The sequence below is a fragment of the Arthrobacter alpinus genome, assembly GCF_001445575.1.
Classification (GTDB): domain Bacteria; phylum Actinomycetota; class Actinomycetes; order Actinomycetales; family Micrococcaceae; genus Specibacter; species Specibacter alpinus_C.
The window spans coordinates 456970-470155 of record NZ_CP013200.1; the positions used below are offsets into that span (position 1 = coordinate 456970).

The 13186-nt window shown below is 61.1% G+C and carries 14 protein-coding genes; 6 read left to right on the plus strand and 8 right to left on the minus strand.

Features of this window, described 5'->3' with window-relative positions; genetic code table 11:
• Positions 1-131 precede the first annotated feature (131 nt).
• The gene (locus AS189_RS01925; protein ID WP_337589195.1) at positions 132-701 is read left to right on the plus strand and encodes a helix-turn-helix domain-containing protein; all 570 of its coding nucleotides are present in this window, start codon (positions 132-134) and stop codon (positions 699-701) included.
• A 101-nt stretch (positions 702-802) separates the two neighbouring features.
• On the opposite strand, the gene AS189_RS01930 is transcribed toward AS189_RS01925, so the two are convergent.
• The 7 genes from AS189_RS01930 to AS189_RS01960 all read right to left on the minus strand — a co-directional run bounded on the left by AS189_RS01930 (position 803) and on the right by AS189_RS01960 (position 7397).
• Positions 803-1216, minus strand: coding sequence for a VOC family protein (locus tag AS189_RS01930; protein ID WP_062285958.1), 414 nt, complete (start codon positions 1214-1216; stop codon positions 803-805).
• A gap of 126 nt (positions 1217-1342) precedes the next feature.
• The gene (locus tag AS189_RS01935) at positions 1343-2335 is read right to left on the minus strand and encodes a siderophore-interacting protein (protein ID WP_337589196.1); all 993 of its coding nucleotides are present in this window, start codon (positions 2333-2335) and stop codon (positions 1343-1345) included.
• The gene (locus tag AS189_RS01940) at positions 2332-3303 is read right to left on the minus strand and encodes an ABC transporter ATP-binding protein (RefSeq protein WP_237760032.1); all 972 of its coding nucleotides are present in this window, start codon (positions 3301-3303) and stop codon (positions 2332-2334) included. Before AS189_RS01940 ends, AS189_RS01935 begins: the two co-directional genes overlap by 4 nt.
• 52 nt (positions 3304-3355) lie before the next feature.
• On the minus strand, positions 3356-4315 hold the full coding sequence (locus AS189_RS01945) for a FecCD family ABC transporter permease (RefSeq protein WP_062292747.1): 960 nt from the start codon (positions 4313-4315) through the stop codon (positions 3356-3358).
• A 125-nt stretch (positions 4316-4440) separates the two neighbouring features.
• A complete protein-coding gene (locus AS189_RS01950; protein ID WP_062292750.1) occupies positions 4441-5454 on the minus strand; it encodes a FecCD family ABC transporter permease in 1014 nt (337 codons plus the stop codon).
• A 179-nt stretch (positions 5455-5633) separates the two neighbouring features.
• Positions 5634-6692 carry an iron-siderophore ABC transporter substrate-binding protein gene (locus tag AS189_RS01955; RefSeq protein WP_193393504.1) on the minus strand — a complete coding sequence of 353 codons (1059 nt, stop codon included), beginning with the start codon at positions 6690-6692 and terminating at the stop codon, positions 5634-5636.
• Between the two features lie 210 nt (positions 6693-6902).
• Positions 6903-7397, minus strand: a complete 495-nt coding sequence (locus tag AS189_RS01960; protein ID WP_062285960.1) for a MarR family winged helix-turn-helix transcriptional regulator — start codon at positions 7395-7397, stop codon at positions 6903-6905.
• 138 nt (positions 7398-7535) lie between these two features.
• Between AS189_RS01960 and AS189_RS01965 the strand changes: the two genes are divergently transcribed.
• Positions 7536-8183, plus strand: a complete 648-nt coding sequence (locus tag AS189_RS01965; RefSeq protein WP_062285962.1) for an NADPH-dependent F420 reductase — start codon at positions 7536-7538, stop codon at positions 8181-8183.
• A 133-nt stretch (positions 8184-8316) separates the two neighbouring features.
• Here the strand turns inward: AS189_RS01965 and AS189_RS01970 are convergent, their stop codons facing one another.
• Positions 8317-9321: a glutathione S-transferase family protein gene (locus AS189_RS01970; RefSeq protein WP_062285964.1), complete on the minus strand. Its 1005-nt coding sequence runs from the start codon at positions 9319-9321 to the stop codon at positions 8317-8319.
• Positions 9322-9524: 203 nt separating this feature from the next.
• On the opposite strand from AS189_RS01970, the gene AS189_RS01975 reads away from it, so the two are divergent.
• From AS189_RS01975 to AS189_RS01990, 4 genes are read left to right on the plus strand one after another with little or no spacing between them, the layout of a single operon-like run.
• On the plus strand, positions 9525-10715 hold the full coding sequence (locus AS189_RS01975; RefSeq protein ID WP_062292756.1) for an ABC transporter ATP-binding protein: 1191 nt from the start codon (positions 9525-9527) through the stop codon (positions 10713-10715).
• On the plus strand, positions 10715-11431 hold the full coding sequence (locus AS189_RS01980) for an ABC transporter permease (protein WP_062285966.1): 717 nt from the start codon (positions 10715-10717) through the stop codon (positions 11429-11431). The genes AS189_RS01975 and AS189_RS01980 overlap by 1 nt, the downstream gene beginning before the upstream one ends.
• A complete protein-coding gene (locus AS189_RS01985) occupies positions 11428-12189 on the plus strand; it encodes an ABC transporter permease (RefSeq protein WP_062285968.1) in 762 nt (253 codons plus the stop codon). Before AS189_RS01980 ends, AS189_RS01985 begins: the two co-directional genes overlap by 4 nt.
• A 39-nt stretch (positions 12190-12228) precedes the next feature.
• On the plus strand, positions 12229-13179 hold the full coding sequence (locus tag AS189_RS01990; RefSeq protein WP_062285970.1) for an ABC transporter substrate-binding protein: 951 nt from the start codon (positions 12229-12231) through the stop codon (positions 13177-13179).
• Positions 13180-13186: the final 7 nt, after the last annotated feature.

Sequence of the window (13186 nt, forward strand, 5' to 3'; positions counted from 1 at the left end):
GTGAACTCCCTTGGGTGGTGCAAAAAGTATCTGCGCGGCACTTTCGCACTGCACGTGAACTATTATGGAATGAATGATCCACTATATAGTGGACTGATCGATTCACAAAATGAGGGGCTCACTTGGGACGCATGCAAACGTTTGACACGGACGATGTAGTTCGCGCGGCGCGGGCAGTTTTTTGGGAGCGCGGTTACGAGGAGGCTTCCCTCCCAGACCTTGAGCGCGCCACCGGACTGAGTCGATCCAGTATTTATCATGCTTTTGGCAGCAAGCGCGGTCTCTTTGATGCCGCAGTGGCCAGCTACCTCAGCGAGATCATTCGCCCCCGGCTCCAGCCATTGGACTCCCCCAACGTGGTCCCAGATGCGATCATTAACTACTTCACCGGCCTGCGCGAAGCGTTGAGCCACACTGATTCCTTGCAGTCCCACAGTGGCTGCCTGCTCTTGAATGCGGCCGGCGCGCCGATTTCCAACGAGACTGCCGTCAGTGCGGCCATCGCTGGATATCGTTTAGAGCTACAGAGCGCGCTAGGTCGGGGCGCTGCTGCCCTTCATCCAGACATGAACGACGGCGCCCGGCTCCAGTTGGCCACGGTGCTCAGCTCTCTGGTGATTGCCGCCATGACCCTGTCCCGCATCGACAATGCTCAGGCGCTGGCAACCGTGGACACAGCGCTAACGCTGCTGCAGGACTAGCGCTGCTGCGGGACTAGGCGTTACCGCTGTACATGGCGCTGTTGCAGCACTAATGGACACCGCCTCCTGCGCTTCCTTGCAAGGAAGCGCAGGAGGCTTGGTTAGGGCTTGGGCGAGCCGTCGATGTTGACCATCCAGGGCACGCCAAACTTGTCGGTGAGCATGCCAAAGGTGTCTCCCCAGGGCGCTTTTGTCAGGGGCTCGGCCACCGTTGCGCCGTCGGCCAGCCCGTCCCACCAGCCCCGCAGCACGGCCTCGTCATCGCCGGATAGACAAACACTGGAATTCGGTCCAAGTTCCATTGAATTGGGCACATCGGCTCCCATGATGACCACATCATGGTCTCCGTTCACCATGCCGTGCATGATTTTTCCGGACTCAGTGGGGTCCTCAAACATACTAATTTCTGCGTAGGTACTCATCTCCAGCGTGCCGCCAAAGACGGACTGATAGAACTCCAAGGCGTTCTTGGCGGTGTCGCGGAAGTTCAGATACGGGGTGAGGCGGACCGTCATGGCATTTCTCCTGGCGTCACTGATCATGGATGGGGTGAGTGACAGTATCCACCGATCTGCCCCGCATGTCAGCAGTTTCTCGAAAGCGGTTGCAAAAAAGGCTCCATCCGCCGCCCGGCACCACTTCTAGGAAAGCGCCTGTCCCTTGCGCCAGTAGCCCATGAACGCCACGGCGTTCCTGTCCATGCCCACATCACGCACTAGGTAGCGGCGTAGATCGCGAATGGTGGCAGCCTCTCCGGCGATCCAGGCGTACAGGCCATGGCCTGCAGTGCCAGCCGGGGTCTCCCACAGGATTGAGGCGTCAATATCCACTTCTTCAGGTTCCTCGCCCACATCGCATGCCGCTGGAACAACCAGCGATTTCACTGCCGCGGACAGGGCCTCGCCGTGTGGCATGCTGCCGCGAGCAAGCCACAGGACCTCTACGTTGGCTGGCGTGGAGATGTCCAGGAAATCCGCGGCCGTGGGCACTTCCAGCACGGCATGACCGCTGATGTGGGTCGGCAGGGTTTCCAGGATGGCGGCAATTGCAGGGACTGCCGTCTCATCCCCCACGAACAGTAAGCGTTCGGCGTTGCCGGGGGAAAACTCGATACCCAGGCAGTCGCCCCACCGCGCGCAGGGACCAACCAACAGGAGGGGATCCCCCACCCCAGCGCCGGCCGCCCACTCGGCGGCAGGCCCCGATCCACCATCTAAGTGCAGCACAAAGTCAATGTCCATCTCGGCCGGGACGGCAGGGCTTTGCTCCGACGCAGGAACAGCGCGGCGCAGGCTACGGACGGTGTAGGTGCGCATCACCCCACGCACCGATTCATCCAACGTTCGCCAGCTTTGGTACCAGTCATCCTGCAGTGAGCCGCGAATATTGCTGAACTCCGGCAGCGCATGGCCCGGCGAAGGAATCATGATCTTCACACGTAAATCCAGCGTCTCACCCGCAGCGTTGGAACCAAACAGATCGAGATCGGTTCCAGTGAGGGTGATGCGCCGGAAGTGCTCGCTCAAGTGCTGAACGGCACTGACCTGCAGTTTGAAGACCCGCATGGGCTTGATGAGATCAGGCTCCAGGGCCTGAATCATAGCGGTCTCATTCTCCAAGGTTGACGAGCTCATGCTTGTACTCCTTCTTCTACTGCGGAAAATTCTGGTGCCAAGGGCTCCGCTACAGGCCGCCCAAAGACAGGCGGACCAAAGACGAGGGGCCCGGAGGCAAGTGGCTCTGCGGCAGGCGGCTCTGAGATAGACAAGCGTTGCGCCGCGGCGTCGGCCAACAGTGCCGCCCTGCGCCCCACCGGCACTACCATGGGCGTGCCCACCACGGGATCGGGCACCACCACGGACTCGAGCCCAAACACTTCTTGCACCAGCTCGGCGGTCAGTACCTCGGCCGGGGCGCCCTGAGCCACAATGTCGCCGTGCTTCATAGCGATCAAATGGTCGGCATAGCGGGCGGCCAAATTCAGGTCATGCAGCACAATGGCCACGGTGATGCCGCGCCGTGCATTGAGCTCGGACACAACATCGAGCACCTCCACCTGATGCGCCAGGTCAAGGTAGGTAGTGGGCTCATCCAGCAGCAGCACATCAGTTTCCTGGGCCAGCGCCATGGCAATCCAGACACGTTGCCGTTGCCCGCCGGAGAGTTCGTCAATACTGCGATTGGCCAGCTCGGCCGTGCCGGTGACGTTCAGCGCCGCAGCCACGGCAGCATCGTCGGCCGCGGTCCACTGGCGGAACCAGCCCTGATGCGGGCTGCGGCCGCGCCCCACAAGATCGGCCACGCTAATGCCGTCCGGCGCCGTTGGAGTCTGCGGCAGAATGCCGAGTTTGCGGGCCAGCTCGCGCGTGGGCACCTTGTGAATGTCCGTCCCATCCAAATGGACAGCACCGGTACTGGGTTTGAGCAGCCTGGCCAAGCCGCGCAGCAGGGTGGATTTGCCGCAGGCATTGGCCCCCACAATGATGGTCACCTTTCCGGCGGGCAGGTCAACGCTGAGGTTCTCGACAATGGAGCGGTCGCCGTATCCCAAAGACAGGTCTCGGGCAGATAATTCGCTGGCGGATAATCCACTGCCGGACACCTCTCCGACAAACGGTGAAGCAGCGCTTTCATGACTGTTCTCAGGGCGCATCTCAGCCTCCTTGATTGGCACGGTTAGTGGAAATGAGCAGCCACAGCAGGAACGGCGCACCGAGCGCACCGGTCACCACACCCACGGGCAATGACGTTCCGGGGATGGCATTGACGGCAATAAAGTGGGCGGCCAGCACAATCGCGGCACCCACAAGGGAGGCGAGCGGCAGGCTGGCCACTCCCCCATTCAGCCGCTTGGCGATGGGCCCTGACAGGAAGGCCACAAAAGCGATGGGACCGGCGGCAGCAGTGGGAAACGCGGCCAGCAGAACGCCGAGAATCAGGAGCAACAGCCGGGCTCGCTGGACATTGAAGCCGAGCCCGGCGGCGGTATCGTCGCCAAGAGCCAGCCCGCCCAATTCACGGGCCCCAACGGCCACTAGCGGTGCCAACACCAGCAGCACCACGGCCAGGACGCCCACGCGTTCCCAATTCGCGGAGTTCAGCGAGCCCGTCAGCCACACCATGATTTCCGTAGCGTTAGTAAAGTCCGCCCGCGACAACAGGAACGTGATGGTGGCCTGCATGAACGCCGCTGCACCAATGCCAATCAGAATCAGTCCCGTGCCGCCGCGCCCGCGAGCCAAAACGGAGATGAGCAGGGCCACGAGCAGTGCTCCCACGATGGCGGCTACCGATAATCCCGCGCCACGCAGTCCAAAAATGACAAACGCGGCAACGGCCGTGGCACTGGCACCGTAACTAATTCCAATGATGTCGGGGCTGGCCAGCGGGTTGCGCAGCATGGTCTGAAAAATGGCGCCAGCAGCACCGAACGACGCCCCAGCCAGCAGCCCAAGCAGCGCTTGCGGCAATTTATTTTCCATCACGATGAAGCTGGCCCCAGGAATGGTTTTCCCACCCAGCATGGCGAAGAAATCGAGGATGGTGACCGTATAGCTGCCCAGCAGGACGTTGACGGCCAGCAAGGCGATGACCAGGAGGCCCATGGCCCCCATGAGTAATGTTCGACGGCGGCGAGGTGCCTTGCGCTGTTCGCGCACCCAGGCACCGGTCGCGGCCGAGACCTTGGTATTGGTATTGGAAGTGCGGGATAACTCCCGGACGGCATCTGCCATGGCGCTCATAGCTCTGCCTGCTTTCCACGGCGCACCACGGCGATGAAGACGGGAGCGCCAATCAGCGCGGCAAGAATGCCGGCAGGCACCTCACCCGGTAGCAGGACCACGCGGCCCACCACATCGGCCACCAGCAGGACGGTGGGTGCGGCCAGCAAAGACAGCGGCAGCAGCCAGCGGTAGTCGGGGCCCACCAAACCACGCAGCAGGTGCGGAACCACGAGACCGATAAAGCCAATGGGTCCAGCCAGAGCCGTGGCCGATCCGCACAGCAGCACAATGCCAATAGCAGAAATGGCACGGCCCAGACCGGGACGGTGTCCGAGCCCGCGGGCCATGTCATCGCCGAGCGCCAAAGTGTTCAAGAGCTTGCCGGTACCCAGCAAAATGACGGCACCCACGGCCACAAAAGGAAGTACTGAAAGGATAGATTCCCACGATTTCCCGGCGAGCGCACCCACCTGCCAGCTGCGGAACAGCTCCAAGGAATCCTGGCTCGTGACCAGCATGGCGCTCATGAGCGAGCCCATGCCAGCGGCCACGGCGGCACCGGCGAGTGCCAGCTTCACGGGTGTTGCCCCGGTGCGGCCCAGACTGGCCACCGCGTACACAACGACGGCGGCAACGGCGCTGCCAGCGAAGGCGAACCACAGGTAGCTGGAGACTCCGGCTGCACCAAAGAAGAAGATCCCAGCTACCACGGCCAAGGCCGCTCCAGCGTTGATACCCAGAATGCCAGGATCTGCCAGCGGGTTGCGGGCCACACCCTGCATGGAAGTACCGGCCAATCCCAGCGACAGGCCAACAACAAGAGCCGCCACGGTCCGCACTATGCGTGAAGAAACTACGGCGTGCTCTCCATTGGCGGGGTCAAAGTTCAACAGTGCATCCACCACCGCGGGCAGCGGGATACTGCGAGCGCCAACCGCTAGAGAAAGTATCACGACAACAAAAAGGGCAGCGACGAGCGCCGCGAGCCACGCAAAGCGGCGGCGGTCACTGATCTTTTGAACACGGATCTTCTCGGACCTGACCTTCCGGGGCTGGACCTTTCGGGACTGGGCGGACACCGACCGGCTGGCACCGCCAGCTATCTCACGGCCAGCCACCCCGGCGGCAGCGATCGAAGGCACTGAGGCCGTGATCGGCGTCGAACCTTCCTTCGCAGCTGCTGGTGCGCTAGACACTGGAACGGGACCTAGGCCTTGTCGGCTGCGGCGCCGAGCAGGGGCAGGAACTTATCCAAGGCCCAGGGCAGGCTGAGCGGCGACGATGCGGACAGGGACAGGGTGAGGGTGTTATCGGAGTCAGTCACGAAGGCGCCCTTTTTGACCGCGGGGATCTGACCCAGTAAGGGGTCTGAGATGATCGCCTGCTTGGCCTTTTCGTCGGCAACCCAACTCACAAACACCTGCGAGTCCAGCTCATTGGCCTTTTCAGCAGACCACGGCATGTAGAAATTCTTCACATTCTTCTCCGCCTCAACAACAACCGGCGCAAGCTCCATGCCGATGCTGCTGAGGAACTTGGGGCGATTGTCACCGGAGAGGTAGATGCTAATGGGCTCAGCACCACCGGACTCCAGATTGCCGTAAATGAAGGTCTTGCCCTTGATGGCCGGGTACTTTGCGGCCTGCTCAGCAATGGTCTTTTCGGTGGCCGTGATGAGTTCCTTGGCAGCGGCAGACTTGCCCAGTGCTGCACCAATCATGGCGGTGGAGTCCTGCCAGGACGTGCCATAGGCGGCTTCCGGGAACGCGATGACCGGGGCAATCTTGCTGAGCTTGTCGTAGTCTTCCTGTGTCAGACCCGAGTAGGCAGCCAGAATGATGTCCGGAGTGGTCTTGGCAATCTCGGTGAAGTTGATGGCCCCGCCAACTTCTGAATACTGGACCGGGGCCTTGTCACTGCCAAGGCCTGCGCCGGCCTTTTCCAAGGCGGCGTCCTTCCACGGGGTGGAGCCCTGGGCGTTTCCGCCCCAGTCGTTCTTGGGCATGCCCACCGGGATGACACCCAAGGCAATGGCAACATCATCATTGACCCAGGACACTGTGGCGACACGCTGCGGCGCCTTTTCGATGACCGTTTCGCCGTAAATGTGCTTGATGGTGACCGGGAATGTGTCCGCCGAGACTTGGGTCTTCTGGGCTTTCGTTCCGCCAGTAGCGCCGGTGGAGCAGCCCGCAAGGCCAACTCCCAGTGCTGCAACGGAAGCAAAAAGGCCCAATTTCAGACCCTGACGACGTGAAAATTCCAATGTATTTCCTAACGGTGACCCCAGCGAACACTCGCCCCAGTTAGGCAAGCCTTAGCTACATTACGGCATTGGAGCTTCATTAGGGAACGTTTTACTGCCCTATTTTAAGCTTGGGCCAGCATTCCTAGGCAACGCAGCCGAGAAAATCAGGAAATTCACAGTCCGCACGTGACGAGCATCACTTTAGACGGGGATAACACCTTGGGTAATTTAGGGCTGAGCCGGCGGGCGAAGCGTCCAGTGACGCTCATCCAAACCCTGGACCAACTTCCGCCCGACGCGCGCCAGGTCAGTCACATCCGTGTGATCCAGCTGATCGAAAATGAGCCCCCGCACCGACTCCACATGCTCAGGCGCCAGGCCCCGGATTAGCTTCATGCCAACCTCGGTAATGGCAGTCTGCGTCACGCGTGCATCGTCGGCATGGACCGAACGCTCCACCAGCCCGCGGGCCTGCAACTTCTTCGCAACATGAGAAAGCCGCGAGAGTGACGCGCTGGTTCGGGCGGCCAGCTCACTCATCGGCAAGATGCCACCCTCCGCCTCGGACAACATGGCCAGCACGTTGTATTCAAAAAGGGACAACTTGGCAGCTTGCTGGAGCGGAGCTTCAAGAGAGCCTGGCAGCAAAGTAGTAATAGCCAGCAGCGCCAGCCACGCGGCCCGTTCTTCGTCATTTAGCCAGCGTGGCTCCAAGTCAGTCATGGCGCCATCTTTTCACGAATTCCAGAGGAACTGAGGGACTTCTATAGTTTTGCTTGACACTTCAACTAAATGGGCCTACGCTTTAGTTGTAGCTTCAAGTAAAAGACTTCCAGCCATTCATTAGAAAGCAGGACCATCATGAACACCATCACCATCATCGGTACCGGAAACATGGCACGCGGCATTGCAACCCGAGCACTTGCGGCTGGACGCAGCGTTGAACTTCTGAATCGCGACGCCGATAAGGCAGCCGCAGCGGCCGCAGAACTCAGCACTGCAGCGTCCGGCACCGTCACCTCGGGCACCGTAGGCCAGGCTCCCGCCGGCGACATCGTTGTCTTGGCTTTGCCGTTCGATGCCGCCAAGGAGGTTGTAGCCTCTTACGGCGCAGCCCTCGCCGGCAAGACAGTTGTTGACATCACCAATCCCGTGAACTTCGAGACCTTCGATTCCCTGGTTGTTGCTCCCGGCACCTCCGCCGCTGAGGAAATCGCTGCACTGACGCCCGGCAATGTAGTCAAGGCCTTCAACACCACTTTTGCTGGCGCCTTGGTTGCTGGTGAGACTCAGGGCCAGATCCTCGATGGCTTCATTGCTGGCGACAACGCCGATGCAACCGCAGCCGTAGCCTCACTCATGACTGACGGCGGCATGCGCCCCCTCGTGGTGGGTGCACTCAAGCGCTCCCGTGAACTGGAAGGCTTCCAGTTCTTGGTCATGACCCTCCAGGCCAACCCCGCCTTCGAGACATTCAACTGGAACACCGGCCTGAAGATCGTCGGCTAGTACCGACCCACCCCCCGTAAAAACCGGGTGGCGGAGCCGGAGTTTTTCGTAGGCGAGGTAAAGGAGAACTAAAGGCCGCCCGCGGCCGTAGTTCGGATAGTCGCCGAGGAAATTCCGGTTCCGCCGGCAGCCCCTACGCGTCCACCGGACGTGTGGGGGCGCTTCCGTTTCCGAAAGGTGAGCCACCGAGTGACTCGCGGCCGTGCGCCGTCGTCCATCCTGAGGTATCTGGGCCAAGCGGAACAATCTGAGTGGGATTCAGGTCGGTATGGACGATGTAGTAATGCGCCTTGATTTGCTCGAAGTCCACGGTGTCGCCGAATCCGGGCGTTTGGAACAGATCGCGCGCGTAGGCCCACAGGACGGGCATCTCGATGAGCTTGTTCCGGTTGCACTTGAAGTGCCCGTGGTAGACGGCGTCGAAGCGGACCAGGGTGGTGAAGAGGCGGACATCGGCCTCGGTAATGGAGTCTCCCATGAGGTACCGCTGTGTAGCCAGACGTTCCTCAAGCCAGTCAAGCGCGATGAAAAGGCGCTCATAGGCGGCGTCGTAGGATTCCTGACTGCCGGCAAAGCCACAGCGGTACACGCCGTTGTTGACTTCGGTGAAAATGCGCTTGTTGACCACGGCCATTTCTTCACGGAGGGCTTCCGGGTAGAGGTCGGGGGCGCCGTCACGGTGAAATTCGGTCCACTCTGTTGAGAAATCCAGCGTGATCTGTGGGAAGTTATTGGTCACGACGGCGCCCGTGGGCACATCCACCATGGCCGGAACCGTGATGCCGCGAGGGTAGTTGGGGGTGCGTTTGAAGTACGCGTCCTGTAACCGCTCAATACCCAGGACCGGGTCAATGCCGCCTTCATCGAGGTCAAAAGTCCAGGATCGGACATCGTGCGTGGGTCCGCAAACGCCTATCGAGATGGCGTCTTCAAGGCCCAGCAGCCGCCGGACAATGGTGGAGCGGTGCGCCCACGGGCACGCCCTGGCAACCACCAGACGGTAACGCCCGGCCTCGACGGGGTAGCCGTCCTCGCCACCTCGCGTAATACGGGTTTCAATGTAATTGGTATCCCGCGTGTACTCAGCCCCGGTGATGTAGGCGCCCTTGGTGCTGAATTCCGAATTCAAAGTGTCCATAGGGTTAGCCTAAGACACGACACACCGGTGCTGCGCTTTACGTGACAAATACACCTTGCATATGATCAACAGGCACCAGGTGAACGATTCACAAGAACGCCACCAACAGTGAGGATCCACTCATGACGGACCAAAAACTTACCGTCACACGCCAGGACAGTAGCCGTTCTGACCACCAAACGGCTGGCCAGGTTGGCAACGCCATGGTCGAGTTCCAGGGTGTCAGTAAAGTTTTTCAAACCGGCCAAGCAGCCGTTGAAAACCTCAATCTCAGCATCGAACGTGGCAAGATCACCGTCTTCGTTGGCCCCTCGGGCTGCGGAAAAACCACGTCTCTGCGCATGATCAACCGCATGGTGGAACCCACCGCCGGCACCATCACCGTGGACGGGCGTGACGTGGGCACCCTCCCAGCCCACCAACTCCGCCGCTCCATGGGCTACGTCATGCAACAGGCCGGACTACTCCCGCACCGCACCGTGATCGAGAACATTGCCACCGTGCTGCGCCTGAACAAGGTGCCGCGTGCGCAGGCCAAAAAGCGTTCCCTCGAGCTGCTCGCCACGGTGGGCCTGCCTGCTTCCATGGCCGATCGCTACCCCAATCAGCTGTCTGGTGGTCAGCAGCAGCGCGTGGGCGTTGCCCGTGCGCTAGCCGCCGATCCACCCGTTTTGCTCATGGATGAGCCCTTCTCCGCCGTGGATCCGGTGGTCCGTGCCGAGCTCCAGCAGGAGTTGTTGCGGCTGCAGCGCGAGCTGGCCAAAACCATCATTTTTGTCACCCACGACATCGACGAGGCCACCATTCTCGGGGACCGCGTGGCAGTTTTTGCCAGCGGTGGCCGCGTGGCCCAGTACGCTCCCCCTGAAGAAATTCTCCGCGCCCCTGTTGATGATTTTGTGGCCAATTTTGTGGGCCGCGACCGCGGGTTCCGGCGGCTATCCTTCAGTGCCGGCGAGTCTGTGCCCATCCATCCGGCCCCTGCGGTGCACTTGGACGCGCTCTCCCCCGCGCACGACGCCGATGCCCCCTCCCCCGAAACCGGCACCATCGCTGGCAACACTGCGGCAACGTGGGCGTTGGCTGTGGACGCCGACAACCGGCCGCTGGGCTGGCTCGCCCCTGCTACCCAACGGAACCTGGACGCAAACCCTCCCCTCAATCTCCCCAGCGACCCTCCCAGCAGCTCAGGCCACGTAACGGACCAGCCACAGTTGATCCCCGGCGGTTCCTTATTCCACGCCGGCGATCCGTTGCGCAATGCTTTGGACGCGGCCTTATCCTCGCCGTCCGGGCTGGGAGTTGCCGTGGACAGTGAGGGGCGCGTGACCGGCGTCGTCCAGGCCCAAGAGGTCCTAGCGGCCATCGAGTCCACTCGCGAAAGCCGCAGCTAATGCAGTGGTTTCTGGCCAACCTGCCTCAGGTGCTCAACCTCGCCGGTTACCACTTGATTCAGGCGATCGTGCCGCTGGTGCTCGGCGTCATCATTGCTGTCCCCTTGGCACAGTTAGCCCGCGTCAACAAGGTGGCCAGCGGCATCATTTTGTCCGTGGGATCGCTGCTGTACACGGTGCCGTCACTGGCCCTCTTTGTGATTCTTCCCAGCATCCTGGGCACCAGAATCCTGGACTTCACGAACATCATTGTGGCGCTGACCATCTACGCCGTGGCGCTGCTGGTCCGCTCCACCATCGATGCCCTGAACTCGGTCGATGACACCTTGCGGCAGGCGGCCACAGCCATGGGATACCGACCCGTGCAGCGCTTCCTCAGCGTCGATTTGCCCTTGTCCATCCCCGTTCTTTTTGCCGGGCTGCGCGTCATCTCGGTCAGCAATATCTCGCTGGTGAGCGTGGGGTCACTGCTCGGCATCCCCAGCCTGGGTTTCCTCTTCACCGATGGGCTGCAGCGAAACTTCCCGACAGAGATTGTGGTGGGGATCGTGGGCACACTGGTCCTGGCGCTACTCATGGATGTGGTGTTGGTGCTCCTGCAGAAACTGTTGACGCCCTGGCTCCGAACCAATAAATCCGCCAGCCGGTCTGCGGCCTCGTCACATCCTTCAGGTGCTTCAAAAACTTCAAGCACGACGGCGGCGGTGTCAGCATGAGCCTTCCCGCAGCTTCCCTGCCCCTGACCACCTACACCACCAAGGACCCGTTCAGCCAAGGCTGGCAGTGGCTCACCGACCCGACAAATTGGCAGGGACCCCTGGGCGTTCCCGTCCGGGTGGTGGAACACCTCGGCTACTCCGGGCTGACCCTGCTGATCTCCATCGTCATTGCCGTTCCTATTGGTCTGTACGTTGGGCACACGGGTCGGGGACGCGGCGTGGTTGTGTCCTTGGCAGGCATGCTGCGCGCGCTGCCAACCTTGGGCATCATGACGCTATTTGCCCTGCTGGCCAGCTCAGCGCTGTCCCTTATGCCAGCTATTTGGTCTTTGGTGCTGTTGGCGGTGCCACCGATTTTGACGGGCACTTACGCCGGGATCGCCGCCGTTGACCGCCAAATTGTTGATGCAGCACGCAGCATGGGCATGACCGAACGGCAGATCCTCTTTAGCGTTGAGGTCCCCAACGGGCTCGCGGTCATGCTGGGCGGGCTCCGATCGGCCGTGCTGCAGATCATCTCTACCGTGGCCGTGGTGGCATTTATCAGCCTTGGCGGACTGGGTCGCTACATCATTGACGGCCTTGCGGTGCAGGATTACGGTCAAGTATTAGGAGGCGCCGTGGTGATTGCTGTCCTTGCCATTGCGATTGACGGCGTACTGGCCCTGCTGCAGCGCGCCGTGGTTTCACCAGGTTTACAGACGGCCAAGACGGCCCCAGAGCAGAACACCCCTGCTCTCCCAACAGTTTCTTAAAAGATGTCTAGCGATTCCCCGAGTTACAGGAGAAACACCATGAACAAGATTTCCATGCCGACCCGCCGCGCAATTCTTGGAGCAGCCGCAGGGCTTTCCGTAGCCCTCGCCGTCACGGCGTGCGGCGGTGGCGATCCGCTGGGCACAAGCAGCTCCGCAGCCGCGGGCGGCTCCGGATCCGGTTCCGTTGTGGTGGGCTCGGCGAACTTCCCCGAGAACGCCATCCTGGCCGAGATTTATGCTGGTGCCTTGAATGCGGCAGGCGTCAACGCCACCACCAAGTTGAACATTGGCGCCCGCGAGGTCTATTTGAAGGCCCTCGAAGACGGTTCCATCGATGTGGTGCCCGAATACACCGGAAATCTGCTGGGATATCTGGATGCCAGCAACACTATTGTTGACGGTCCCGGGATCGTGGCGGCACTCCCGGCCAAGATGCCCACTGGCCTGAGCGTGTTGGACGCCGCCACCGCAGAGGACAAGGACGCCATTGTGGTGACGCCTGAAATCGCTGCCAAGTACAAACTGACCTCCATCGCGGATCTGGCACCGGTGTGCGGTGAGCTGACGCTCGCGGCGCCGTCGGAATTCCAGACTCGCCCGTACGGTTTGCCGGGCCTGAAGAAGCTCTACAACTGTGTCCCCAAGGACTTCAAGGCGTTCAGCGCCAGCAGCGAGGCCTTGAACCTGAAAGCTCTGCTCAACAATGAAGTCCAGGTTGCCGACATCTTCACCACCTCCCCGGAAATCACCGCCAACAAGTTGGTGGTTTTGGAGGATCCCAAGGGTCTGATCGGCGCCCAGCAGGTGCTGCCCATCATCAAGACCGACAAGCTCAACGAGGCTGGCACCACTGCCTTGAACAACGTCTCCAAGCAACTCACCACGGACGATCTGATTGCCTTGCGCACCCAGGTTGAGGGCGATCAAAAGATGGACCCCAAGGCCGCTGCAGCCGCGTGGCTCAAGGACAAGGGCATCACCAAGTAAGGAGCTT

What these genes read in the sequence shown, in the direction of transcription:
- AS189_RS01980 (WP_062285966.1), top strand. Translation starts at nt 10,715, where the DNA reads ATGCAGTGGTTTCTGGCCAACCTGCCTCAGGTGCTCAACCTCGCCGGT.
- AS189_RS01985 (WP_062285968.1), top strand. Translation starts at nt 11,428, where the DNA reads ATGAGCCTTCCCGCAGCTTCCCTGCCCCTGACCACCTACACCACCAAG.
- AS189_RS01975 (WP_062292756.1), top strand. Translation starts at nt 9,525, where the DNA reads ATGGTCGAGTTCCAGGGTGTCAGTAAAGTTTTTCAAACCGGCCAAGCA.
- AS189_RS01960 (WP_062285960.1), bottom strand. Translation starts at nt 7,397, where the DNA reads ATGACTGACTTGGAGCCACGCTGGCTAAATGACGAAGAACGGGCCGCG.
- AS189_RS01925 (WP_337589195.1), top strand. Translation starts at nt 132, where the DNA reads ATGCAAACGTTTGACACGGACGATGTAGTTCGCGCGGCGCGGGCAGTT.
- AS189_RS01945 (WP_062292747.1), bottom strand. Translation starts at nt 4,315, where the DNA reads ATGGGGGCCATGGGCCTCCTGGTCATCGCCTTGCTGGCCGTCAACGTC.
- AS189_RS01990 (WP_062285970.1), top strand. Translation starts at nt 12,229, where the DNA reads ATGAACAAGATTTCCATGCCGACCCGCCGCGCAATTCTTGGAGCAGCC.
- AS189_RS01930 (WP_062285958.1), bottom strand. Translation starts at nt 1,216, where the DNA reads ATGACGGTCCGCCTCACCCCGTATCTGAACTTCCGCGACACCGCCAAG.
- AS189_RS01970 (WP_062285964.1), bottom strand. Translation starts at nt 9,321, where the DNA reads ATGGACACTTTGAATTCGGAATTCAGCACCAAGGGCGCCTACATCACC.
- AS189_RS01965 (WP_062285962.1), top strand. Translation starts at nt 7,536, where the DNA reads ATGAACACCATCACCATCATCGGTACCGGAAACATGGCACGCGGCATT.
- AS189_RS01935 (WP_337589196.1), bottom strand. Translation starts at nt 2,335, where the DNA reads ATGAGCTCGTCAACCTTGGAGAATGAGACCGCTATGATTCAGGCCCTG.